General features: G+C 66.2%; 20 protein-coding genes. 12 read left to right on the forward strand and 8 right to left on the reverse strand.

What is annotated here, in order from left to right; genetic code table 11:
* Position 1: 1 nt before the first annotated feature.
* From efeU to efeB, 3 genes are read left to right on the forward strand one after another with little or no spacing between them, the layout of a single operon-like run.
* Positions 2-898, forward strand: coding sequence for an iron uptake transporter permease EfeU (gene efeU / locus C8K38_RS27675; protein WP_257017516.1), 897 nt, complete (start codon positions 2-4; stop codon positions 896-898).
* The gene (gene efeO / locus C8K38_RS27680; protein WP_373560263.1) at positions 895-2,043 is read left to right on the forward strand and encodes an iron uptake system protein EfeO; all 1,149 of its coding nucleotides are present in this window, start codon (positions 895-897) and stop codon (positions 2,041-2,043) included. Before efeU ends, efeO begins: the two co-directional genes overlap by 4 nt.
* The gene (efeB, locus tag C8K38_RS14150; RefSeq protein ID WP_097212325.1) at positions 2,024-3,322 is read left to right on the forward strand and encodes an iron uptake transporter deferrochelatase/peroxidase subunit; all 1,299 of its coding nucleotides are present in this window, start codon (positions 2,024-2,026) and stop codon (positions 3,320-3,322) included. Before efeO ends, efeB begins: the two co-directional genes overlap by 20 nt.
* Here the strand turns inward: efeB and C8K38_RS14155 are convergent, their stop codons facing one another.
* The 6 genes from C8K38_RS14155 to C8K38_RS14180 all read right to left on the reverse strand — a co-directional run bounded on the left by C8K38_RS14155 (position 3,323) and on the right by C8K38_RS14180 (position 10,859).
* On the reverse strand, positions 3,323-4,753 hold the full coding sequence (locus C8K38_RS14155; protein ID WP_097212412.1) for a sugar transferase: 1,431 nt from the start codon (positions 4,751-4,753) through the stop codon (positions 3,323-3,325).
* Between the two features lie 256 nt (positions 4,754-5,009).
* Positions 5,010-6,869, reverse strand: coding sequence for a putative bifunctional diguanylate cyclase/phosphodiesterase (locus C8K38_RS14160; protein ID WP_097212324.1), 1,860 nt, complete (start codon positions 6,867-6,869; stop codon positions 5,010-5,012).
* 12 nt (positions 6,870-6,881) lie between these two features.
* A complete protein-coding gene (locus C8K38_RS14165; RefSeq protein WP_097212323.1) occupies positions 6,882-9,008 on the reverse strand; it encodes an Rv1355c family protein in 2,127 nt (708 codons plus the stop codon).
* A gap of 15 nt (positions 9,009-9,023) precedes the next feature.
* Positions 9,024-9,416 (reverse strand): hypothetical protein, encoded by a 393-nt coding sequence (locus tag C8K38_RS26900; RefSeq protein WP_143548469.1) that lies wholly within the window; start codon positions 9,414-9,416, stop codon positions 9,024-9,026.
* Positions 9,417-9,960: 544 nt separating this feature from the next.
* A complete protein-coding gene (locus C8K38_RS14175) occupies positions 9,961-10,386 on the reverse strand; it encodes a hypothetical protein (protein WP_097212321.1) in 426 nt (141 codons plus the stop codon).
* Positions 10,383-10,859, reverse strand: coding sequence for a GyrI-like domain-containing protein (locus C8K38_RS14180; RefSeq protein WP_097212320.1), 477 nt, complete (start codon positions 10,857-10,859; stop codon positions 10,383-10,385). Before C8K38_RS14180 ends, C8K38_RS14175 begins: the two co-directional genes overlap by 4 nt.
* A gap of 335 nt (positions 10,860-11,194) precedes the next feature.
* Between C8K38_RS14180 and C8K38_RS14185 the strand changes: the two genes are divergently transcribed.
* Genes C8K38_RS14185 through C8K38_RS14225 form a run of 9 tightly spaced genes read left to right on the forward strand, consistent with a single transcriptional unit; the run spans position 11,195 to position 20,963 of the window.
* The gene (locus C8K38_RS14185) at positions 11,195-11,989 is read left to right on the forward strand and encodes a glucose-1-phosphate cytidylyltransferase (RefSeq protein ID WP_097212411.1); all 795 of its coding nucleotides are present in this window, start codon (positions 11,195-11,197) and stop codon (positions 11,987-11,989) included.
* Entirely contained in the window at positions 11,986-12,636 is a 651-nt protein-coding gene (locus C8K38_RS14190; RefSeq protein WP_097212319.1) for a PIG-L deacetylase family protein, read from the forward strand. The genes C8K38_RS14185 and C8K38_RS14190 overlap by 4 nt, the downstream gene beginning before the upstream one ends.
* A 1-nt stretch (position 12,637) precedes the next feature.
* The gene (locus C8K38_RS14195; protein WP_097212318.1) at positions 12,638-13,663 is read left to right on the forward strand and encodes an NAD-dependent epimerase/dehydratase family protein; all 1,026 of its coding nucleotides are present in this window, start codon (positions 12,638-12,640) and stop codon (positions 13,661-13,663) included.
* Entirely contained in the window at positions 13,663-14,211 is a 549-nt protein-coding gene (locus C8K38_RS14200) for a dTDP-4-dehydrorhamnose 3,5-epimerase family protein (protein ID WP_097212317.1), read from the forward strand. The genes C8K38_RS14195 and C8K38_RS14200 overlap by 1 nt, the downstream gene beginning before the upstream one ends.
* The gene (locus tag C8K38_RS14205; protein WP_097212316.1) at positions 14,208-15,515 is read left to right on the forward strand and encodes an NAD(P)H-dependent oxidoreductase; all 1,308 of its coding nucleotides are present in this window, start codon (positions 14,208-14,210) and stop codon (positions 15,513-15,515) included. Before C8K38_RS14200 ends, C8K38_RS14205 begins: the two co-directional genes overlap by 4 nt.
* 2 nt (positions 15,516-15,517) lie before the next feature.
* Complete coding sequence (locus tag C8K38_RS14210) at positions 15,518-16,312, forward strand: WecB/TagA/CpsF family glycosyltransferase (RefSeq protein WP_097212315.1); 795 nt, start codon at positions 15,518-15,520, stop codon at positions 16,310-16,312.
* A gap of 16 nt (positions 16,313-16,328) precedes the next feature.
* A complete protein-coding gene (locus C8K38_RS14215; RefSeq protein ID WP_097212410.1) occupies positions 16,329-17,801 on the forward strand; it encodes a flippase in 1,473 nt (490 codons plus the stop codon).
* Positions 17,802-17,824: 23 nt separating this feature from the next.
* A complete protein-coding gene (locus C8K38_RS14220; RefSeq protein WP_097212409.1) occupies positions 17,825-19,867 on the forward strand; it encodes a glycosyltransferase in 2,043 nt (680 codons plus the stop codon).
* 1 nt (position 19,868) lies between these two features.
* Positions 19,869-20,963: a hypothetical protein gene (locus C8K38_RS14225; RefSeq protein ID WP_257017514.1), complete on the forward strand. Its 1,095-nt coding sequence runs from the start codon at positions 19,869-19,871 to the stop codon at positions 20,961-20,963.
* Here the strand turns inward: C8K38_RS14225 and C8K38_RS14230 are convergent.
* Together C8K38_RS14230 and C8K38_RS14235 are read right to left on the reverse strand one after the other, a co-directional pair.
* Entirely contained in the window at positions 20,878-21,999 is a 1,122-nt protein-coding gene (locus C8K38_RS14230; protein ID WP_257017513.1) for a glycosyltransferase family 4 protein, read from the reverse strand. The two genes, C8K38_RS14225 and C8K38_RS14230, sit on opposite strands and share 86 nt — an antisense overlap.
* Entirely contained in the window at positions 21,992-23,500 is a 1,509-nt protein-coding gene (locus tag C8K38_RS14235; RefSeq protein ID WP_179800586.1) for an O-antigen ligase family protein, read from the reverse strand. The genes C8K38_RS14230 and C8K38_RS14235 overlap by 8 nt, the downstream gene beginning before the upstream one ends.

The raw sequence follows: 23,500 nt of genomic DNA on the forward strand, positions 1-23,500 counted from the left end.
CGTGCTCATACTCGCCGCGGGCGCGAGCGCGCCGAGCGTTGCGACGCAGCTGTTCGGCAGTGGGCTCATCGGGCTCCGCGAGGGGCTCGAGACCGGCATCGTCGTGATGATCCTGGTCGCGTTTCTGGTCAAGTCCGACCGGCGCGACGCCCTCAAATGGGTGTGGCTCGGCGTCGCCGCGGCCGTCGCCATGGTCGCGATCATTTTCGTCGCCATCCATTTCGGTACCTCGACCGTGACCGGCATGGCGGCCGAGCTCATCAGTGGACTCGCGTCCCTGGTCGCCGTGGTCATCGTGACCGCGATGATCCTGTGGATGCGCAAGGCAGCCGCCTCGATCTCCGGGCACCTGCGCGCGGGGCTGTCCAAGGCGCTCGCCGTCGGACCGTTCGCGGTCGCGTCGATGGCCTTCTTTGCCGTCGGCCGCGAGGGGGTGGAGACCGCGCTGCTGCTGGTCGGCTACGCGGAGAACACCGCGGGCAGCATCTGGCCGCTCGTCGGACTGCTCCTGGGGATCGCCATCGCCGCGGCCCTGACCGTCGCTCTCTACTTCGGCGCGGTCCGGATCAACTTCACCGCCTTCTTCCGCTACACCGGCGTGTTCCTGGTCGTCGTCGCGGCCGGGATCCTGGCGTACGGCGTCCGCGCCCTGCAGATCGCCGGCTGGCTCCCGGGCGGATCGAACCTGGCGTTCGATGTGTCGGCACACTTCGACACCTCGACCTGGTATGGCACCGTCCTGCAGGGCATCTTCAACTTCCGGCCGGACCCGACAGTCCTCCAGGTGGTCGCCTGGGCGGTGTATCTGGTCGTCGTGCTCACCCTGTTCCTGCGCCCGGTACCAGCCAAGCCCTCGCAGGCTCCGCTCCCCGAATCTTCACACATCACCGCATCCTGAAAGGCTCCACCGTGCGTCGCACCGTTCCCACCATTGCACTGCTGGCCCTCGCGCCGGTGGCGCTGGCCGCCTGCACCTCCAAGTCCGAGAGCGCCGAGGGCGCGATCGCGGTCACCGCGACGGACACCAGCTGCGAGGTCGCGCGCGACACCGGGGAGACCGGCAACAACACCTTCGAGATCACCAACAACGGTTCGAAGGTCACCGAGTTCTACGTCTACGGCGAGGGCGACCGCGTCATGGGCGAGGTCGAGAACGTCGGTCCGGGCCTGACCCGCCCCCTGATCGTGAACTTCTCCGAGGCCGGCACGTACCACACCGCCTGCAAGCCGGGCATGGTCGGCGACGGCATCCGCTCCGAGTTCACGGTGACCGGCGACTCCTCCAAGGCCGCCGACGAGAGCGGCCAGCTGGCCGACGCCGCGGCCGAGTACAAGCGCTACGTCACGAGCCAGGTCACCGCCCTCCAGGAGACGGCGGCGGCGTTCGTCACCGCGGTCAAGTCCGGCGACATCGAGGCCGCCAAGGCGAAGTTCCCGACGACCCGCACCTACTACGAGCGCATCGAGCCGATTGCCGAGGCGTTCCCCGACGACCTCGACCCGCGACTGGACCTGCGCGAGGTCGACCTCGAGCCCGGCCAGAAGTGGACCGGCTTCCACCGGCTCGAGAAGGACCTGTGGGCGCAGGGCCTGCAGCCGGACACGAACGCCATCGCCGACCAGCTCCTCGCCGACCTCCAGGAACTGTCCGACGGCATCAACTCCCCCGACTTCACCGTCGACCCGATCCAGGTCGCCGGCGGCGCCCAGACGCTGCTCGACGAGGTCTCCCGCACCAAGATCACCGGCGAGGAGGACATCTTCAGCGGCACCGACCTGTGGGACTTCCAGGCCAATGTCGACGGCTCCCAGGCCGCGATCGCGACGCTCCGCCCGATCGTCGACGAGAAGGACCCCGCGCTGGGCACCCGGATCGATCAGCGCTTCGCCGAGCTCGACGCGGAGCTGGCCCTCTACCGCAGCGGCGACGGATTCGTGCTGTACAGCACGGTGACCGAGCCGCAGCGGCAGGCACTCTCGCAGAAGATCGACGCGCTGTCCGCCGAGGTGAGCCAGGTGCAGGGTGTCGTCGCCGGACAGTGACGGCGCCCGCCGTCCCGGGCTCTCGCGGCGGCGGCTCTTCGGCGCCGTTGGCGCCGGGGCGCTCGCGGTGGGCGCTGGCGCAGCGGTCGGTCGCCTGACCGCCCCGGAGCCCGCATCGGTGGACACCCAGGTGGTCGCCTTCCGCGGCGCCCACCAGGCCGGGATCGTCACCCCGGCGCAGGACCGCATGCACTTCGTCGCGTTCGACGTCACCACCGACTCCCGGGACGAGCTGGTCGCCCTGCTGAAGAGGTGGACCGAGATGGCGGAGCGGATGACGGCGGGCGAGGAGGCCGTGCCCGACGGCGCGATCGGCGCGGGCGACTACTCCCCGCCGACCGACACCGGCGAGGCACTCGACCTGCACGCGAGCCGGCTGACGCTGACCATCGGGTTCGGACCATCGCTGTTCGAGCGGTTCGGCCTGGCGGGCAAGCGGCCGACGGCGCTGGCCGAGTTGCCCAAGTTCACCGGCGACTCCCTCGAACCGGCCCGCAGCGGCGGGGACATCTGCATCCAGGCCTGCGCGGACGACCCGCAGGTGGCCGTGCACGCCATCCGCAACCTCGCCAGGGTCGGCTTCGGCACCGTCGCGGTGAAGTGGTCGCAGCTCGGGTTCGGCCGGACCTCCTCGACCTCGACGACCCAGTCGACGCCGCGGAACCTGTTCGGGTTCAAGGACGGAACGCGCAACATCAAGGCCGAGGACCAGGGCGCCGTGGACGAACAGGTCTGGGTGGCCGGGGCCGACGACCAGGAGTGGATGGCGGGCGGCTCGTACCTGGTGGCCCGGCGCATCCGGATGCTGATCGAATCGTGGGACCGCACCGCGCTCCACGAACAGGAGCGGGTGATCGGGCGCAGCAAGGGCACCGGCGCACCGCTCGGAGAGAAGAACGAGTTCGATCCGCTGAACCTCGATGCGAAGGGCGCGGGCGGGCAGCCCGTCATCGACACCGACGCGCACGTTCGGCTCGCCTCCGACGAGGAGCTCGGCGGCATCAAGATCCTGCGCCGCGGCTACAACTTCACCGATGGGTCAGACGGCTTCGGACATCTCGATGCCGGACTGTTCTTCATCGCCTACTGCCGCGATCCCCAGAAGCAGTTCGTGCCGATGCAGTTGTCGCTCTCACGCAACGACGCCCTCAACGAGTACATCAAGCATGTCGGGTCCGCGGTGTTCGCGGTGCCGCCAGGTGTCGGGGACGGCGGGTACTGGGGTTCGACGCTGTTCGAGACCTTCCCAGAGGACGAAGCGGGCAGTGACGCGAAGTAGTCAGAAGGCGCCTTCCGGACGCACCACAGCGGCCGCGGTCTTCCACAGGATCATCACGTCCAGCGCCATCGACCAGTTTTCGACGTAGCGCAGGTCCATCCGCACCGACTCCTCCCAGGAGAGGTTGCTGCGGCCGCTCACCTGCCACAAGCCCGTGAGACCGGGTTTTACGAAGAGTCGCCGCCGCACACCGCCGTCGTCGTACTGCTCGACCTCGGACGCGAGCGGCGGACGAGGTCCAACCAAAGACATCTGTCCGACAACGACATTGAGCAGCTGGGGCAATTCGTCGAGCGAGTATCGCCTGATGAAGTGACCCACCCGGGTCACCCTCGGATCTTCACGGATCTTGAACAGCACACCAGCACCCTCGTTGGCCGAGGCCAGGTCCGCGAGCCTGTCTTCGGCGTCGCGCACCATACTGCGGAATTTGAACATCTCGAACTGGCTGCCGCGCCTGCCGACGCGGGTCTGTTTGAACAGCGCGGGCCCCGGACTCGTCAGGCGGATCGCGCATCCGATGGCCACCATCATCGGTGCGATGACGATCAGTAGCCCCAGCGCGAGCACCCGGTCCATCACCGTCTTGACGAACCATGCTGGGCGGGTGAAGTTCGGCGCGCTCAGCTGCAACAGCGGCATCCCGGCAACCGGCCGAATGTGCAGGCGCGGCCCAACGATGTCCATCAGGGCCGGCGCGATGAGCAGATCCGCTCCGGTCCCCTCCAGGTCCCAGGCGAGCCTCTGGGTACGCATCGGCGACCAACCGGTCGACGGGAGTATTGCCACGGCCTCATACCCGTGCAGGGCCACGAGTCCGACGATGTCGCGGTCGGTTCCCACGACGGGCACGTCATCGATGGCAACCGGGAAGCACTCGGCGTGATCGACGTCGGCGAGGCACACGGCCTGGATCTCCCAGCCCGCGTATGCGTCTCGACGGGTCCTCTTGATGAGTTCCTGAACCGAGTCGATGTCCCCGGCCACCAGCACCGAGCGCAAGAATGCGCCGGATCGCCTGCCGCTGTGCAGCCACTTCCGCAGCGCATACCGCCCGAGCAGCGTGATGGCTGCGGCGAGGGGCAGAGCCCCGAACACCCACGACTGTCCCGCGGCCGTCCCTGCCGCATATCCGAGCAGCGCCAGCGCGGCGATCAACATGACATAGGCGTAGCCCACCCGCCTGAATTCCTCCGCCCCGGAACCGAGCACCCGCGGGTCCCACGCGTGTGCCAGCGCCAACGCGATCGGCGCTGTCAGCGGAACAGCCAGCGCAACAGCGATGTTGGACGGCGACGCGCGCACCACGTCGTTGTTGTAGATCAGGGTGACCACGGCATCGGCGACCAGAAGGCTCAGACAATCAAGGGCGACGGCAGCGCGGCCGTAGCGGCGCTCCCAATCCGGCCGGGCCGGGACCGGGGTTGCCATCAGGGCGCTGCTGTCGTCAGCGGGTCTGTACCGACCTGCGCACTCGGCGCACATGACCATCGCCGATTCGACCGGAGGGGCAGATCCGAACTCGCTTTCGAAGACTCTCTCGCATTCACACATTGGGCAGTTCCAAACTAGAGGGTCGGGCCGCTCACCCCCCGACAAACCCGACCCCAAAAACATACTGCAGGTCTGTTATTTATCGCAATGGCGAACCTGTTCCTCTTTTAAGCCCAAAAACGGGGGTGCAGGTCTATTTGGTGCCGGGGTCCGTCGCCGAGGCCGTCCACGGCCGGATCGCGCCCTCACGGAGGAGGTCACCCGCCTCGTCGGCCGGCAGCGGATGGCTGAACAGGAACCCCTGAGCTCGGTAACAACCGAGCTCGAGAAGGGTTCGCGCGGCCGACGCCGACTCCACACCCTCCGCCACCAGGTCGAGGCCGAACGACTTCGCCAGGCTGACAATTGATTTGACGATGGCGAGGTCCCCCCGGCTGTGGCCGAGATCGCGGATGAACTCCCGATCGATCTTGAGGACGTCGACCTTGAGTTGCTTGAGTTGCGCCAGCGCGCTGAAGCCGGTGCCGAAGTCGTCGATCGCCACCCGGATCCCCAGGTCGGACAGGGCCCGCAGGGTTACCCGGGTTCGATCGAGATCGCTCACCATCGCGTTCTCGGTGATCTCCAGGCACACGCTCTCGCCTGCGATCTCGTACTCGTTCAGGACCTGAGCGGTACCTTCGAGAAAGTCGAGACCGACCAGTTGCGCCGGAGACACATTGACCCGCAGACAGAGGTCGAGATCGGGAATCTCGGATCGCCACCGCGCAAACTGACGGCAGGCCGTTCGAAATACCCAGATCCCGAGTTCGGACGCCAGATTCGTCGACTCCGCGACCTCGATGAACGAGGCAGGCAGCAACAGCCCGAGTGCCGGATGATCCCATCGCACCAGCGCTTCAACCGCAAGCACCGTACCGTTGCGCATGTCGACCTCCGGTTGATACACCAGGTGCAGAGAGTCGTCGTTGATCGACGTCCGGAGACTCAACTCGATGATCGTGCGGATCTCGAACTCCGCCCGCATGTCCTCGTTGAACGTGGCGATAGCGTTGCCCCCCTGCGCTTTTGCCGCCAACACGGCGTGATCAGCCTGCCACAGCAGGTCCGCGCCCGAGCACTGGCCCGGTATCGCGACCGCGATCCCGAAACTCGCGCCACGGCTCACCGACACGCTGCCGAGACGGACGCCCTCGTTGACGATGCCGTTGATATCTGTCGCCTTGACGCGGGCGGCGGCGAGGTCGACCTCCCCACCGAACACGATGACGAACTCGTCCCCGCCCAACCGGGCAACGATGTCCCGGTCGCCCACATACCTGCGCAACCGATCACTCATCTCGACGATGAAGGCATCGCCCGCGGTATGGCCCAGAAAATCATTGAGAGATTTGAGCCGGTCCAGGTCGAAGAACAGGACCGCGACCGGTCCCGGCATCCCGCGCTCCATCCGGCGTTCCAGACACTCCACCAGCACGCGCCGGTTCGCCAGGCCGGTGAGCTCGTCGTGGTCGGCCGTGTGCCGGATGTGCTCCTCCGCTCGTACCCGTTCCTGGACCTGGGTCAGCAGCGCGGCGATCGCCTTGAGCACGTTGACTTCCTCGATACCCCATTCGCGGTCCCCGAACTTGATGAACCCCAACGTTCCCGTCGTGACCTCCCCCGACAGCAGTGGGACCGCGGCCAGGGTGACCTTCGGCACCCCTGTGCTCTTGGCCACCCGATCCTGATAATCGTCGCTGTCCTGTCCCGGACGTACGAAGCCGACCTCCTTCAGGTGCTCCGCCCTCGCGAAATCGGGGTCGGCATCGGCGAAATAGACAATGGCGAGAGGGTCGGGATCGGGCACGAACGGCCGCTTCGGCCACTCCGCCACCAGGATCGTCGCACCGATCTCGTGATCGTTGCGCCGCAGGAAGCAGGCATCGAGTTCGAAGTAGTCGACCAGATCGTGTAGTACCTGCTCGGCCGAGGGCACCCACGTCTTTGCGTCGGTGGCGGTCAGCCGAGAGGCGACGGCGGTGACCAGTTCCTCCAGAGTTCGCACTGACACGCGCGCGCCCCCTCAGTCTTCCGAGCGCCCGGTGGCCGCGCCGAACACGGACGATCGTCGACGGCTGCGAACCGACGCGCGAGGAGCATGGCTCAGCCGCACGATCAGCGCGAGCACCTCGCCTGACAGCATGCCGAACAACTCACGCAAAGCCTGCTGCCCTTGCGACAGCTGCCCGGCGTAGGCCGGAGCAAGTTCGTCGAGGTCGGCCCCGTCCAGGCCATAGAGGAACACCGGTGCGATCGGCTGCACCGCGAGTCCATGGGCTTCTGCGCTGATCCACACGCTCTCCACCGCGGCCCCACCGCAGACGAAGTCCCGGGATTCGCACCCACCGACGACGACTGCCGCGAGCGCAGAACTGGACACGACCCGGTCCCGCGTGACGGCGCCGAGCGCCCCACCGAGGTCCCATTCGGCCAGGTGCGCCATCACGTCTGGCCTGCTCACGATCCTGAGCGTCGACAGCTCGGCGGCGTCGAGCTCGAGCGAACGGATGTCGATACCCGTCTCCGACCGGTCCCCAGGACTGCGCAGCTCGCCGATCATCTCGCGGTGCAGTCGAGGGTCAAGCAGACGCACCCGTTCCGAGGCCGCGAAGACCTCCGCAGCCGCGGTGATGTCACGCCTATCGGCGAGCACAGACAGGCGTGCGCCCTCGGCGCGCGCCGCCCCCGCCAGCGCCAGTTCCGTCTCGGGCGCGATGGGCGCAGGAACCCCAACATGGCGATTCGTCCCGCGCCGCAGCATGCCGTCGTAGTGACGGGCGAGTTGCGCGTCGGATCCTTCGCCGAAGGTCAGGGTGGCCACCAGGGTCGGCACGTCGTCACCGCCGAACAACTCGACCGGTCCGAGCTTGCCGTGTGCCGCCGCAGCCACCTTGGCATTGAAGATCGCGGCGCCGAGCGCGACGTAACTGCCACGGCGCTGCACATCCATCGCCGCGGATCGGCCGGCATCGAGATACAGCCGGAGCGCACCCTCGTCGGCGCGCACCTTCCAGGGCTGCGCGTTGCCCCCGGAAGGCGCCCGGCTCACCGCGTGGGCCACCGCACCGATGGCGTCGTCCGGCGGCGCGGCGACGGTCGAGGCCTCGCGACATCGGAGGTCGCGGCTGACGCTCGGTACCCGCAATGCGTCGAGGTGCTCGTCCAGATCGATCCGGACGCGTCCGGACGGCAGGGGCCGACCCAACCCGAACCGTCGCACGGCAGAGGCCATGACCGCACCGCCGAGCAGCACGTCTCCACCGAGCTGTGGCCAGGTCGACAGGGTGCTGCCCAGCTCGACCAGGGATGCCGCCAGACGCGACGAGATGTCCTCGGCTCCCAGGATGCGCAGCGCCGGCCCCACCTTCTGGCGCGCCGACAACCCTGCCACCTCTGCCACCTCGATGTTTCCGAGCAGCCCGTGCAGCAGCGGCCGGTCGGGCTCGAGGTCGAACCGTTCCACGTCGATCAGGCCCCGGTCGCTGGTCTCCATCAGCACCGGGATCTGCCGTGCACGGGCACCCGCCCGCACCGCGACCTTCATGTCCAGCGAGTCGCACTCCTCGATCACGAGATCGAGTCCCTCGAGGAACTCATCGATCGTGTCGGCGTCGACGCCGCCGGTCTGCACCGAGACGGAGAGGTACGGGTCGATCTCGGATATCCGCCTGGCGGCGACGATTGCCTTGTTCACTCCGAGGTCGAAGACCGTAGCGGGTACCCGGTTCAGATTGGACAGCTCGACCGCATCGAAGTCGGCGAGCCTGATGGCACCGCAGCTACCTTCGAGGGTCAGCGCCACCGCAACCGCGTGGCCGACGCTGAGGCCGACAATCCCCACGGCGAGTTGCGCCAGCCGCCCCTGTTCCGCACGAGTGATCTTGTTTCGATTCCGGTCGAGGCGCACCAGCCGGAACCCGGATGGACCGAGGACCCGGACGGCCGCCCGCCGCCACGGGTAATAGGCCCAGGCCGGGCGCTCATCCGATTCCACGGGCGGGAGGATCGCACGAACAGCATTCCGTTGCGCCTCGAGTTCGTCGTGGAAGACGACATCCCCGCCCTCGCGAAGCGTCGCGAGCAAGTCCGCGTCATCGTCGCACCCGTCAGCAAGCAATGTCGCCGTGTACTGCTGGCGGGGCACCTCCATGACACGCTCCGAGCCTCAGTTCGAGCGGTGCAGTCTGATCGATTCATCATCGTCGTCTGCCGGCCACTGCGCACGCATCCGCGTGAACTGATTCGTTCCCTTGACCGCTCCGAGATTCTGACGGTTTCGCCGATCCCACCACATCATTCGCGTCCGGTATCGCTCGTCCGGATACGGTGTCGACGGAATGTGCTGTGCCACCTCGCCGCCCGACGATGCCCACAAGTGCAGCACGTGCTCGGCCGCGGTGGCCAGGAGGAACTGGACGTCCAGTATTTCCAAAGTGCAACAACCGATTCCGGCCAAGGACCGGGTGAGCTCGGTTCGTCGGGCGACTCCGTCCGCCACCCATGCGGCTTTCATCTCGACGACCCCGAATGGAATGCGGTCGGTGATCATCGTGCGCACCGCCCTTGCCCCTGGATGCCCCGCCCACTCCAGGGTGGCGTGAGCCTGTTCCGCGCGCTGATAGGGGCCTTGTGCCCGCAACCCACCCGCCACGAACCCGTCTCCCGCAATTGCGACGAAGAACAACGCCGTCGACTCGCCGTCGCGTGTCCGTTCGTAGTCCAGGGCACCCTCGGCGCCGTACTTGCGGTAGCCGCCCAACGCTCCGGCCAGGTATGCGGACCAGAGCTCCGGCTCCCCGGCAGGACGGGCGGCAACGAATCGACATTGCGACTGTGGGTCCCACACACTTCTGGATTCGATACGCGGTTTTTCCCCCGGAGTTGTCGTGCAGGCAGAGTTACTTGCCATCTCAATTGCTCCATTCCCAGAGTCGAGGTACCGGCCTGGAAGTCATCGGACCGCCGGTTCCAGCAAATTTCTTCCAGCCGACGCTCAGTACCGATGATCTCGCTTATCGTCAACAACTCTTCTCGGTTGTCGCGGCTTTGTCACCATGCGACAATCCGCGGCGTGAAATAGGCGATCCGAGCGAGCGAATCCGCTATACGAGAGAAATGAAGAGCTCTACAGAACTCGACGTACGCGTGAACTCGATCTCCTCGGCGAACGCCCGGTCGATGCGCCCCTCCTTCGCCGCCAGTTCCGCCTGTCGCCATACATCGTCGACCGGATCGTCAACCGGGCCGTCCGAGGTGAACACCGCGAAGTAACCGCCGGGAACTCGCACCAATACGTCACCGAGCACGAGGTCGTCCAGGTCGGCGCACGGGTATCCGATCACCGCGGACGACCGGCCGTCACTGCTCGGAACGTATACGGTCACGATCTCTGCAACCCCACGCTGGAGAATTCGCTCGCGCGTGAACTCCATCAGGCCACCGACTCTTTCGCCTGGCCCGGTCTCGACATTCGGTAGTACCAAGCCGCCGAAGTCCTGCACTCCGCGTTTGACGATTGTGAAGCTCATGCGGACGCCTCCCCGGGCACGGTTCGAACCGAAACATACAGATCGATTCGAAAGGCATTCGGATAGCGTTCGAAATCGCCGGTGAAGGCACGGCTGATCCGCCCCTCTCCCACGGCATCACGTACCTGGTCCCACAATTCGGCGACCACGCCCGGGAATTCACCGAGGGACACGAACCTGGCGTATCGGCCGGCTGGGATCCGGGCGACCAGGTGTCCCCGCCGCACCTCGTCGATCGACGAGCACTGATAACCGACGATCTGCGTGTAGTAGGAATCGTTCTCGGTCGCGTGGTCGGTGTAGATCGAAGCCAACGGCCCCGGCACGTCCTCCTGGAGAACGCCGGACCACGCCGACTCGAGATTGCGGTCTTGCAGCACCCCGAGAGGACGCTTCGGACTTCGCACCGGCAGGCCCGCCACGAGCGTCTCCCCGAGTTCGAGGAATTCGATCTCCGTCGGCCGAATTCTCATGACGACAGATCCTCCCTGGCAACGCGCCACTCGTAAGTTGCCACTGACGGCCCGACTCCGCCGCGCGTAGGTCAACAATAACCGCCCACGCCGCGCCCCGACGCTGCAAAATCAGGACCCGAAGCCGCCACGGATTCGGCACCCACCAACCAGATTTCAGCGGGCAGACCCCGTCGGGCGCAACGCGCATTTAAACCTACTTTCAGTCTGTTTTTGTCTTGTGTAGCAACTTTGGGTGTGGTTAGTCTGGGTAGAGCGAACTCGGCGGAGACAATTCGCCGCCTGCCCCACCCGTAGCTGGGTAGCCGGCAGAACCTCTCCAGGAGGTGAACAGCATGAAGGTCGTCCTGTTCTGTGGCGGATACGGGATGCGAATGCGCAACACCGCGGCGGACCTCCTGCCCAAACCGCTGCAGACTGTGGGGGCCCGGCCACTGCTGTGGCATGTCATGCGCTACTACGCCCACTACGGGCACAACGAGTTCATCCTGTGCCTGGGGTACGGCGCCGAACACATCAAGGAGTTCTTCCTCAGGTACGAGGAAGCCGCCTCGAACGACTTCGTTCTTCACGGCCACACCGTCGAACTCCTCGACTCGGACATCAGCGACTGGTCCATCACGTTCGTCGACACGGGTGTCGAGTCGGCGATCGGCGAGCGACTCCGACGGGTGCGGCCGTACCTGAACGGCGACGAGTGCTTCCTGGCGAACTATGCCGACGTGCTGACCGACGCGCCCTTGGATCGGGTGATCGCCGCGTTCCGCGCCTCCGGTGCCGCGGCATCGATGCTGGTCGTCCCTCCTCAGTCGTCGTTCCATTGCGTCGACGTCGCAGGCAACGGCGAGATCAAGGAGATCACCGCCGTGAGCGACATGCCGATCTGGGAGAACGGTGGGTACTTCGTCCTCACCCAGGAGATATTCGATCTACTTCCCCAGGGCGGCGATCTGGTCGCGGACGCGTGCGGAGCGCTCGCGGGCCAAGGCCGTTTGTTCGGCTACCGGCACGACGGGTTCTGGAAGCCCGCCGACACGTTCAAGGAGCGCGCCGATCTGGACGCCGATTACGCAAAGGGCATCCACCCCTGGATGGTCTGGACGCAGCCTCAACCGGTACCCGGCCCATGATCGACCTGCACGCTCTCAACATCGCCGAGATTGCAGTGCTCGGCGCACACTGCGACGACATCGCAATCGGCGTCGGCGGCACACTCCTCACCCTCACGAACGCAATGCCCGACCTCCGCGTTCGCGCTTTCGTCATGTCCGGCACCGATTCGCGACGAGAGATCGAGGAGCGGCACGCGCTCGCCGCACTGTGCCCCCGCGCCGACCTCGAACTCACCGTTCTCGACATCCCCGACGGCCACGCGCCCGGATACTGGGATCCAATCAAGACCGCGCTCGAGGCGTTCGCGCGAGACGTCTCCCCCGACGTGGTGTTCGCGCCCCAGCGCGGTGACGCGCACCAGGATCACCGGCTGCTGGCCGAACTGGTACCGACCGTGTTCCGGGACCATCTCGTTCTCGGGTACGAGATCCTCAAATGGGAGGCGGACACGCCTCAACCCACGGCGTTCCACCCGCTCACGACCAGAGTGGCCGAGGAGAAGGCCCGGGTGCTGATGAAGCACTACCCGTCGCAGACCACCCATGACTGGTTCGACGAGCAGTCCTTCCTTGGTATGTCCCGGTTGCGCGGGATCCAGAGCCACCGCCCCCACGCCGAGGCGTTCGTGGTGGAGAAGTCGACCCTCCGATTCGGAAGGAAGTGACATGCGCATACTCGTCACCGGAACCGAAGGCTACCTGGGCTGCCTGCTCGCGCCGACCCTGCTCGCCGAAGGCCACGAGGTGACCGGACTGGACACCGGCTACTACAAGGCAGGGTGGCTCTACAACGGCATCGACCAGACCCCGCACACGATCGCCAAAGACATCAGGGACGTCAGCGTGGACGACCTTCGCGGCTATGAGGCTGTCGTCCACATGGCCGAGCTCAGCAACGATCCGATCGGCGATCTGATCGGGAACGTGACGTTCGAGATCAACCACCTCGGCTCGGTCCAGCTGGCAGAACGGGCGAAGGCCGCTGGGGTTTCTCGATTCGTCTACATGTCGTCGTGCAGCGTCTATGGCGTGGCGGACGGCACCGTCGACGAGACGAGCCCGCTCAATCCGCTCACATCGTATGCGCTGTGCAAGGCGCTGGTCGAGCGCGACCTCATGGGGATGGCGGACGACGGCTTCTCCCCCACCGTCCTGCGGAACGCCACCGCATTCGGCGCATCGCCACGGATGCGGTTCGACATCGTGCTGAACAACCTCGCCGGCCTGGCCTGGACAGAGCGCGAACTCGCGATGACGAGCGACGGTACGCCGTGGCGCCCACTGGTCCACGCGCTCGATATCGCCCGGGCGATTCGCTGCACCCTTCGGGCGGACCGGGAGACGGTACATTCGGTGGTCATCAATGTCGGTTCCGACGAGAACAACTACACCGTCCGCGAGATCGCGGAGGCGGTTGGTCGCGAATTTCCCGGCTGCGGAGTGAGTTTCGGTCCGCCCACCGCCGACGATCGCAGCTACCGCGTCTCGTTCGCAAAGATCTATCGGGTCCTCCGGGACTACCGATCCGAGTGGGACGTGGCGGCGGGCGCGGCCCAGCTGCACCGGGTGTTCGACAGCATCGACCTGGACCCATCGACCTTCTACGGACGGGGCCACACCAGGCTCAAGCAGATCGAGTATCTGATCAAGACAGGTCAGGTCGACGGACAACTCTTCTGGAGGGACCGCTGATGGAATACACACGCACAGAGGTGGAGGGTGTGACCATCGTCGACATCGAGCCGCACCGAGACTCGCGTGGGTTCTTCTCACGATCGTTCGACACCGGCGAGTTCGAGGCGAACGGCCTCGCCGCCACCGTCGTCCAGACCAACATCTCCTTCAATCACGCCACCGGGACACTGCGCGGTCTGCATCGCCAGTGCCCGCCCTACACCGAGGCCAAACTCGTCCGTTGCACCCGCGGTGCGGTGGTCGACGTCGCGGTGGACGTGCGCCCGCACTCGACGACTTACCTCGAGCACGTAGAGGTCGAGCTCACCGCCGACAACCATCGAGCGCTCTTCCTCCCGCCGTACGTGGCGCACGGATTCCAGACGCTCACCACCGACACCGAGGTCATCTATCAGGTGAGTGGTCCGTATGCGCCCGCGGGCGAACAGGGGTTCCGTTATGACGACCCCGCTTTCGGCGTCATGTGGCCACTCCCGGTGTCCGTCATCTCGGACAAGGACGCGAGCTGGCCGCTGATCATCCACACCGGAACGCCGGAACCATGATGTACATCGATACCCTCCTGCAGGAACGCGCCAAGGTGGACAACCCCATCAGGGTCGCGATGGCCGGGTGCGGCTTCATGGGCCGCGGCCTCGTCAACCAGATCGTCAACAGTGTTCCTGGGATGGTTGTCTCTGTGATCGCCGTACGCAATCCCGCTCAGGCGAAGCGCGCGCTCATCGAGGCGGGCGTGCCCTATGCGGTCGAGGTCACCGGGCTGGCTGAGCTGAACAGGGCCATTGCCAACGGCACGCCCGCGGTCACCCAAGACTTCTCGGACATCACTCGAGCGGAGTCCATAGACGTGGTCGTCGACGTTACCGGCGCCGTCGAGTTCGGATGCCACCTGGCCCTGGATTGCTTCGAGAACGGCAAGCACCTGGTGCTGATGAATGCGGAGGTCGACGCCACCGCAGGGGCGGAGCTGGGCCGTCGTGCGGACGCGGCAGGGGTGATCTTCACCGGATGCGATGGCGACCAGCCCGGCGTCGAGATGAACCTCTACCGGTTTGTTCGCAGCATCGGACTGACCCCGTTGGTGTGCGGGAACATCAAGGGATTGCAGGACCCCTACCGAAACCCCACCACGCAGCAAGGATTCGCGGAGCGGTGGGGCCAGGACCCGTGGATGGTGACCAGCTTCGCCGACGGCACGAAGATGAGCGTCGAGCAGTCGATCGTCGCCAACGCAACCGGGATGTCGGTGCATCGACGTGGGATGCTGGGCCGCGATCACGACGGTCACGTCGACGATTTGACGGAGATGTACGACGTCGATGAGCTGCGCGGGCTCGGCGGGGCGGTCGACTACGTCGTCTATACGAAGCCAAACCCGGGCATCTATGTTCTTGCTGCACAAGATGATACGAAGCAACAGCACTACCTGGAGCTGTACAAGCTCGGCAAGGGCCCGCTCTACAGCTTCTACACCCCGTACCACCTGTGTCATTTCGAGGTTCCACATTCGATCGCGCGAGCCGCGTTGCTCGGCGACGCCACCGTTCGGGCGCTCGGCACCCGTCATGTCGAGGCCGTCGCCACCGCCAAGCGACAGCTGAAGGCGGGGACCGTCCTGGACCGACTCGGCGGATACGACTACTACGGTGAGGCCGAGAAGGCACACATAGCCAGGACCGAGCGCCTGCTCCCGATCGGCGCGGCACAGGACTGCGAACTCGTCCACGACGTGCCGAAGGATGCAACGCTCACGTACGACGACGTCCGACTTCCCGAGGGCCGGCTCGTCGACCAACTGCTCGCTGCGCAGGCGAAGCTACCGGCGGGCATCCCGCCGATCAGTAGGTAGCGATGGACCGTCGGCCACTGCTGGACCCGCCGGTACGCATGATGGTCTGCGGGGACGTCGTGATGCGCTACACCGAGGACGAGGTGGTGGACCTCGTGCGCTCGCGCCTTCGCCGCGCAGCATCGTCTGCGCTGTCGATCGGTTCGGTGAACCTCGATCACTTGCACCATTTTCGGACCTGCGGCTGCGCACCTGCCGATGCCGCGGATCCGGAGTGGTTGCTGCTCGCAGACGGGATGCCGATCGCGCGACGCGGAAACGCGTTGAGCGGCGCGAGCTGGCCGAGAGTCACCGGCGCCGATCTTCTGCCGCGATTGCTCGGCGTGGCCGAGGCCGAGGGGCGACGAGTCGGGTTCTTCGGAGGCACCGCGGAGTCGCATCGACTGTTGGGGCCGGTCATCGCCAACCGCTTTCCAGGTCTGCCGGTGTCCGGACTGTGGTCACCAACACGCGCCGAGATCGACTGCAGATCTATGGAACTCGCGCAGGAAATCAGGGAGGTCGAGACCGACATGCTGGTCGTCAGTCTGGGCAAACCACGCCAGGAGCAGTGGATCAACCGGTACGGCAGGCATGCCGGGGCGAAGATCATGCTTCCGTTCGGCGGCGCTACGGACTTCCTGGTCAATGTCAAACATCGAGCGCCGCAATGGATGGAGTCGGCCGGACTGGAATGGTTCTATCGGCTCAGCCACGAACCAAGGCGGTTGGCGCGCCGCTACCTCATCGAAGGCCCGCCCGCCCTGGTACGCCTGCGCACCGCCCGGATCCTGGATGCGCACGCGAACCCCGGATGATCCGATGGCGGAGAAGATGCCTCAGGATGCGACCGCTCCCCCACACGTTGCGAACGACCGGATAGTCAGGGCGTTCGGCACCCAGTTGGTGTTCCGCATCTTGGGTATGTCGGCATCGGTAGTCACCGTCGCGCTCACGGCCCGGCATCTCGGCCCGGGTCCATACGGACAACTGACCATCGCGATCGTCTTCATCGGCATGTGGACCAGCCTGACCGAGCTCGGAATCGGCGCCGTCATCGTGCGCCGGGCGACCTCCGGCCGCGGGGAACTCCATCGCCTGGTCCGGGTCAATTCCGGCCTGTCAGTGCTGTACTGCGTCCCGCTTGCGGTGATCGCGGCTGGGTCCGGAATGCTCGTCTACGACGATCCCGCCGTGCGCAGCATGCTCGTCATCGTCGCGATCAGCCTGGTCCTGACCAGCCTGACAACCTGTTTCGAACCGGTGTTTCTGACCACGATTCGATTCACCGCGGTCGCGGTCTCGGACTTCGTCAGTCGGCTGGCATCACTCGGGGCGACTGCATATCTCGTCTCCATCGGCGCCGACGTCATCTGGTTCGCGGTGGTACAGCTGATTCCACCTGCCGTCACGCTCGTCATCCAAGGGGCTGCCGCGGCGCGAATTCACTCCTGGCGTCCGGTGTTCTCCCTCGCAGAGAGCCGGAGTCTGATCCGGGAGAGCCTGCCCCAGATGGGCGTGCTGATCATCGCAGCGCTGTATTGGCGAATCGACGGGGTGATCCTGAGCCTGCTGAGCACTCCGGAGGAGGTCGGCGCCTACGGGCTCGCGTACACGCTCGCGTTCACCACGCTGGTGCTGTCCACCTTCTTCCTGAAGTCGAGCCTGTCCACGATGACCGAGATCTACGCGCGCGATCGATCGGCATTCGCGACCTTCCTGCGACACGGCGTAGAAACGATGTTCTTCCTCGGCGTACCGATCGGGATCGTCGGCGCGATGCTGTCGGGCCCGCTCATCGCACTGCTCGCCGATGAGAAATTCGTGGCCCGCGGCGGACCCACGCTGGCCCTGCTGTTCATCGCGGCCGCAGTCCGCTTCGTCACCGGAACACTCGGGCAGGCCCTCTTCGCGGCACACGACCAGGTCTTCCTGTTCCGCCTGAGCATCGCCACCGTCGGCTTGAACATCGCACTGAACATCTCGCTCGCATCGCACTTCGGCGCGGTCGGGGCAGGCGCTGCACTGGTGTGTACCGAGGTCTTCGGACTCCTGATAGCCACCTGGCAATTGGGCCGAAACTGCGGCTACCGCACGCCCGGGACGTTCCTCTTGCGGCTGCTGGTGCCGTCTGCGGTCAGTGTGGCCGTGGTGCTCGCGCTGAGCGATCAACACGTTCTGGTCACCGGCGCGGCGGCCGCAGCCTCGTACCTGCTGACAAACCTGGCCGTCGGTCCGGTCACCGCGCGGACCATCAGGTCGATCCGAGGCGGCGACGTGATTTCGCATGTTCCGCAACGCATATGAGAATGGGCAAGGAGTGTGCTGAGATGGCACGAGAACTGGATCGAGCTTATCTGCGGCGCGGCCATGACCCAACAGGGCCGCCTGCGCACCCCACACGTACCGCTCCGGCCTTGAGCGTGCTCATCGTCACCTACAAGAGCAACGCCCTTGTTGAAAAGTGTCTGTCCGCAGTCGCCACGCACCTGCCGGGGCGCAGTGTCCACGTCTACGAGAACACCGGCGACGGCCATCCCGGCCGAGAGGATCTCGCGGCCAGGCACCCCGACGTCAACTGGGTCATGGGGTCGGTGAACATCGGCTATGCGGCCGCCGTCAATGCACTTGTCGACCACACGCCACCCGACACCGATCTGCTCTTCCTCAATCCCGACGCGACTCTGTTGGGACCGCTGACCAAGACTCTGGCACTGATCCGCCGGCCGGGGGTCGCCGCGGTGTCGCCGCTGATCAAGGAGGGCGACGAGGACCCAGCGGCACCGGGTCGCAATACGGACTGGGACGTCGCGCGGCGGAAGGTGAACCTCCTGCGAGCTCTGGTCGACACGGCCGGATACTCCGCACGGCTGAGGCGGACGCCGCTGTCCTACAGATACGCGCGGCAGCCCTTCGCGGTCGAGGGGTATGTCGGCGGCGCCTGCTTGGCGGTCAACCGCGACGCGTGGAACGCCATCGGGCCCTTCGACGAAGAATTCTTCCTCTATGGCGAGGAGACGGACTGGCAGTATCGGGCGCGGTCGGCGGGCTGGCGAATACTCCTCGCTGACGAGGTCGGTGCCGAGCACTCCGACCACACGCCACGCGCCGACGGTGACTCCGAAGGCCGACGCAACCAGGACCTGCTCCGCACGAACTCTGCGTTGATCCTGGAGCATCAGCGCGGCGTCCACCGAGCCGACGCCTACCTGGCGGGATCGGCACTGCTCGAGCGGGTCCAACGGTCCACACGCGAGCTGCGTCGAAGCAGACCTGCCCCGCATCCCGATCGACCAGCCGTGATCATCACCTCCAACCGACTCGTCTACGGCGGAGCCGAACGCCAGAAAGCGTTGCTGGCAACAGAATTGGACAAACGCGGTTATCAGGTCACCCTTGTGTGCCTGCAGAGGTACGGCCCCCTGCTGCGAGAGATTCCGCATTCGATACGGGTACTTCGACACCCGTGGTGGGCACCGAGCATCGAGATAAACTCCGGCCCTGCGGTCGTCATCAGCGGCGATACGAACACCGAGGCCGGATTCTCCGCGCTGTGGCGGCGCCTCGGCCCGGATCGGCGCTGGCTGGTCGCCGCACACACACCCCCCGATCCGGGCGGCCCCACGTACTCCCTGGCTCTCGGTGCCGCCATGCGGCAGGCGGACGGGTTCATCGCGCTCGCCGAGAAGCACTGGGAGGAACTCACCGCGTACCAGAATCTGGGAGACCGCTGGTTCAGCGTGCCGAACGGGGTCATCTCCTCGGTCGCTTTGCGAGACCCTGTCGCGAGATCCCCGCGGATCGACAGGCGCCCGCTCCAACTGGTGATGCTCTCGCGGATTGTCGCGCACAAGAATCCGCACCTGCTGATCGAGGCACTCGACGGGCTGCGCGAGCTGTCCTGGGAGCTGTCCATCTTCGGAGACGGACCGGATCGCGAGCGACTGGAGGCGCTGACCCCCCGCGAACTGCGCCACCGGGTGCACTGGCGCGGGTGGTCCGCCGGCCCGGAGCCCGCCCTCGCCGACTGCGACCTGCTCTGTGTCCCCAGCCGCTCTGAGGCCTTTCCGCTGGTGATCCTCGAGGCCATGGCCAGACAGATCCCGGTTGCGGCCTCCGGAGTGTGCGCTGTCCCCGAGATGCTCGCGCACGGCGAGGCAGGGGTCGTGGTCGACCCTGTCTCCGTGGCGAATTGGCGTTCGACACTCGCCCGGTGCATCAACGAGCCCGACGGCCTGCCCGGAATCGGAAGGCGCGGGTTCGAACGCATGCGCGCCAACTACACGATCGAGGTGATGGCGGATGCGTACGTCGCGGCCATCGAGAGCGTGCAGGCGAATCAGGGTGTGGTGCGCGCGGGTGCGAGGCGGTGACATGATGCGAGTTCTCTGGTTGTCGCCGTGGATGCGATCGCTCGCACGGGTCCACGTCGAAGCGCTTGCGGAGCGCGGTGCGGACGTGATGCTGGTGACGACGGATCAGCACCCGCAGTCCGATACCGCCCGTGAATACGAAGCGGTGCTGAACACGCGACTGAAGGATCCCGACAGCTGGAGGCAATTCCTGCACGGGTGGCGCGCGGCCACCCGGTTCTCGCCCGACGTGGTGGTCGCCGAACTGGTTCGAGACCCGCGATGGATGGCGTTCGGTGCGCTCGCGCCACGGGTTCAACTGATCCACGACGACCGGCCGCACGACGACGCCGAGCAGCGGCCGGCACCCGAACGAATCGTGTTCGACCGCTGGGCCGCGAGCTCCGTGGCCACGGTGGCCTTCAGCGAGTACGTCGCCGCCGCGATCAGGGACCGACCCGATGTGCGCCACAGCGCACTGACGGTGATCCCACTCACCAGCGACCTGCCCGCCGATCTGGTGCCGGAACCTTCCCCTGCACACGAGCGTCACGATTTCGTCTTGCTCGGAAGGCTCAACGCCTACAAGAACATCGAGGTCGTGTTCGAGTCCTGGCATGCCCACGTCGGCGGTCCGGACTGGCGCGGTGACGAATTGATACTCATCGGGGACGGCCAGCTATCCGATCCGCTTCCCTCACACACCCGTTGGATCCGTGGGCCGTATTCGTACCCGGACGTGCTCGAGCAGATTTCCCATGCCAAGGGGTCCATCGCACACTATCGGCGGGCGACGCAGAGCGGTGTGCAGGTCCTGTCGATGCAGCTGGGGGTGACGCCCATCGTCTCGCGCGAGGGCGCGCTACCGGAGTTTCAGCCGCCGCACGCTGCGCCGGTCGGTGTCGATGATGTGGTGGGGTTGACCGCGACGCTCGACCGCCTGGCCGATCCGGCGTTCGCCGCGTCGAGCGGCGCCGCGTCTGCGGACCACTACCGGGACCACTACCCGGCCGATCGCGCCGCGGGCCTGTTCATGGAGTTGTTCGACCGCGTCGGCGTCGCGAATCCCGCGCCAAACCGTCCCACACAGAACCCAGTTCGCAATACCAGCGGTTGAGGTCGAACGCGGAGGCCCGATCGCGCGCGGCCGCGGCGAGCCTGGTTCGCAGCGCGTCGTCGAGCACCACTGCGGACAGGGCGTCGACGAGCGCACCCCGATCGCCAGGGGTGACCAACAGCCCGTCCACCCGGTCGGTGATCGCTTCGCCGATGCTGCCGACCGGCGTCGCGATGGGCACCAGCCCGTGTGCCATCGCCTCCAGGAGCGCCATCGGCAGGCCCTCGTCGTAGCTCGGCAACACGAAGACATGCGACCGGCCGAGGAGGTCGTCCCGCTCGATCGGACCGATCCATCCGACCACGGCAACGATGTCCTGCACCCCGGCCTCACGTGCCGCGGTCCGGACCTCCTCGATCTCGCCATCACCCGCGACCGTGACCTGGAGGCGGCTCCGCACCTCCCGTGGAAGGATCGCCAGCGCAGCAATCAAGTCATAGCTGCCCTTTCGCGTGCCGAGCCGGCCGAGCGCGACCGCGCGAACCGGGTCGGCGTCACCCTGATGCACCCGGCTCCGCGGAATCCGCACGGCGTTGTAGAGCACCCCCACCTTGGCCGGCGGCAGCTTCATACAGTCCGCGTACTGCTGCGCCAACCCCTCGCCGAGCACCAGCCACCGAGTGGCGGGCAACGCCGCTCGCACCAACCGCTGAGCGAAAGCAGGAAGCCCCTCGAACCACCCCGCGAAGTCGAAGCTGTGTCCGTGGATCACGGCCGGCACACCGATCGCGCGGGCGGTCAGCAGCGGCAGTGACTTTCGGATCACGCTGCCGCCGTGAGAGAGATGGACGTGCAGCACATCGGCCCGCCCGCGCAGCAGACACCAGGACGCGACGATCATGCCGCGTACGCCCACGCGCAGGCGCTGCGCGAGACTCCCGTCGACGTAGGTCGCCACTGACGAGATCGCGAATCGCGAATCCGGGGTGTCCAGCATGAGCCGCGTGACGGTCGCCATGCCGCCGCGACTGAGCGGACCCGACGGTGCGGGTCCGACGATCAGGACCCGCACCCTCCGCTCGGCCCGGTCAGACACGGAGATCCCTCCCGGTACCCGGTGTGCCGGTCTGTCGCCCGGAGCGAGCCATCGTCGCGAATCCCATTGCCGCGCCGAGAATGCCGCCGAGGACCAGCGCGTTCGGGGGATCGAGCGGTAGCGGGTCGACGATGCAGACGAACAACAGCCCGACGGCAACGGCGGCGCAGATCAGCGCGGGAACCGACCTGCTCGTCAGTGCGCGGACAATCGGCGTGAGCGCGAATACCGCAAGCATCACCGTTCCGAAGACGCCCGCCTTCACCAGCCACCAGAGGTAGAAGTTGTGTGCGTACGTCGTGCCGAGCGTGGCCGAGAATTCGCCCGCCTTCCAGAACGGCAGTTGATAGGCGTACCCGAGCCCATGCCCGAGAAGGGGCGACTGCTCGATGGCCCGTTCGAGGTTCGCGTTCTCGTGCAGCCGCGCGATGGTGGAGCTGTCGACCGCCAGTGCATTCGTCGAGACACCGCCGAACACCCGGATGGTGAAGGCACTGACCTGATCCGACAACCATGTGCCCGCACCGGATCCCCCGAGCAGGTAGAGGAGCAATGGCACGAGTCCGAGAGTGACCACAGCGCCGTAAGCAATCAGCTTTCCCACCCGGACGAGCGTGTTACGACTCATGGCGGCAAGTGCCACGCACGCGACGGTCAGCGCCAGCGCGATCAAGGTGCTCCTGGAGAACGAGAGCAGTGTGGTCACCAGCGACGGGATCCCGAACGCCACAAAGTTCGATGCCCGCGCCACACCCATCAGGTAGGCCGCCGCGAGCACGCAGAGTACCGCCATGCTCAGGGCCTGGGTCGAGGTGAGCAACCGCACCGCTTCGGAAGCTCCGGTTTCGCGGACGAGGCTTTCGGTTCGGCCACTGAGCACCAGCCCGGTGAGGGAGCTGATGACCAGCATGATGGCCGAGAACCACAGTGTCACGCCCACGGCCAGGAGGGCTTGTCGCACGGCGCCCGCCCGGACGATCAACACGGCCAGCATGAACCCCGCCACCATCTCGACAAGAAACTGTGATTCGCGAGCGAGTCGCTCGATGTCGTTACCGGCCTCGTGTCCCCGCGCCGTGAAGATCGCGATGGTGACCAGGAAGATCCAGCCGGGAATCAGGTCGCCGAATCGCACCTCCGTCGAGAACATCAGGAACACGATCGCGAGAACGACCGCCGCTTCGTAGGGGTAGACCGTGAGAGGGCCGACATTCGTGCCCACCCGAAGTGCCGGTGGTAGCGAGGCGAAGCTCAAGAAGATGGCGACGTCGACCATTCGCAGCGGCCGGACCAACAGGAGGACCAGCGACAGCAATCCGCCGATCAGCATGATCCCCTGCGTGTTGTTCCTCGCGGCGATCGCTCCAGCCCCGAAACACACCAGCGCTGACGCTCCCGCGATGGCGGGGCGCACGACGGCTGGTTGGGTCAGCCACAACGAAAGTTCCTCGCCGGCATTGCGGGCCCGCATCGGCAGTCGCAGGTCTGCCACGCTCGACAT

The organism is Rhodococcus sp. OK611 (assembly GCF_003050885.1).
GTDB lineage: Bacteria > Actinomycetota > Actinomycetes > Mycobacteriales > Mycobacteriaceae > Rhodococcus_G > Rhodococcus_G oryzae.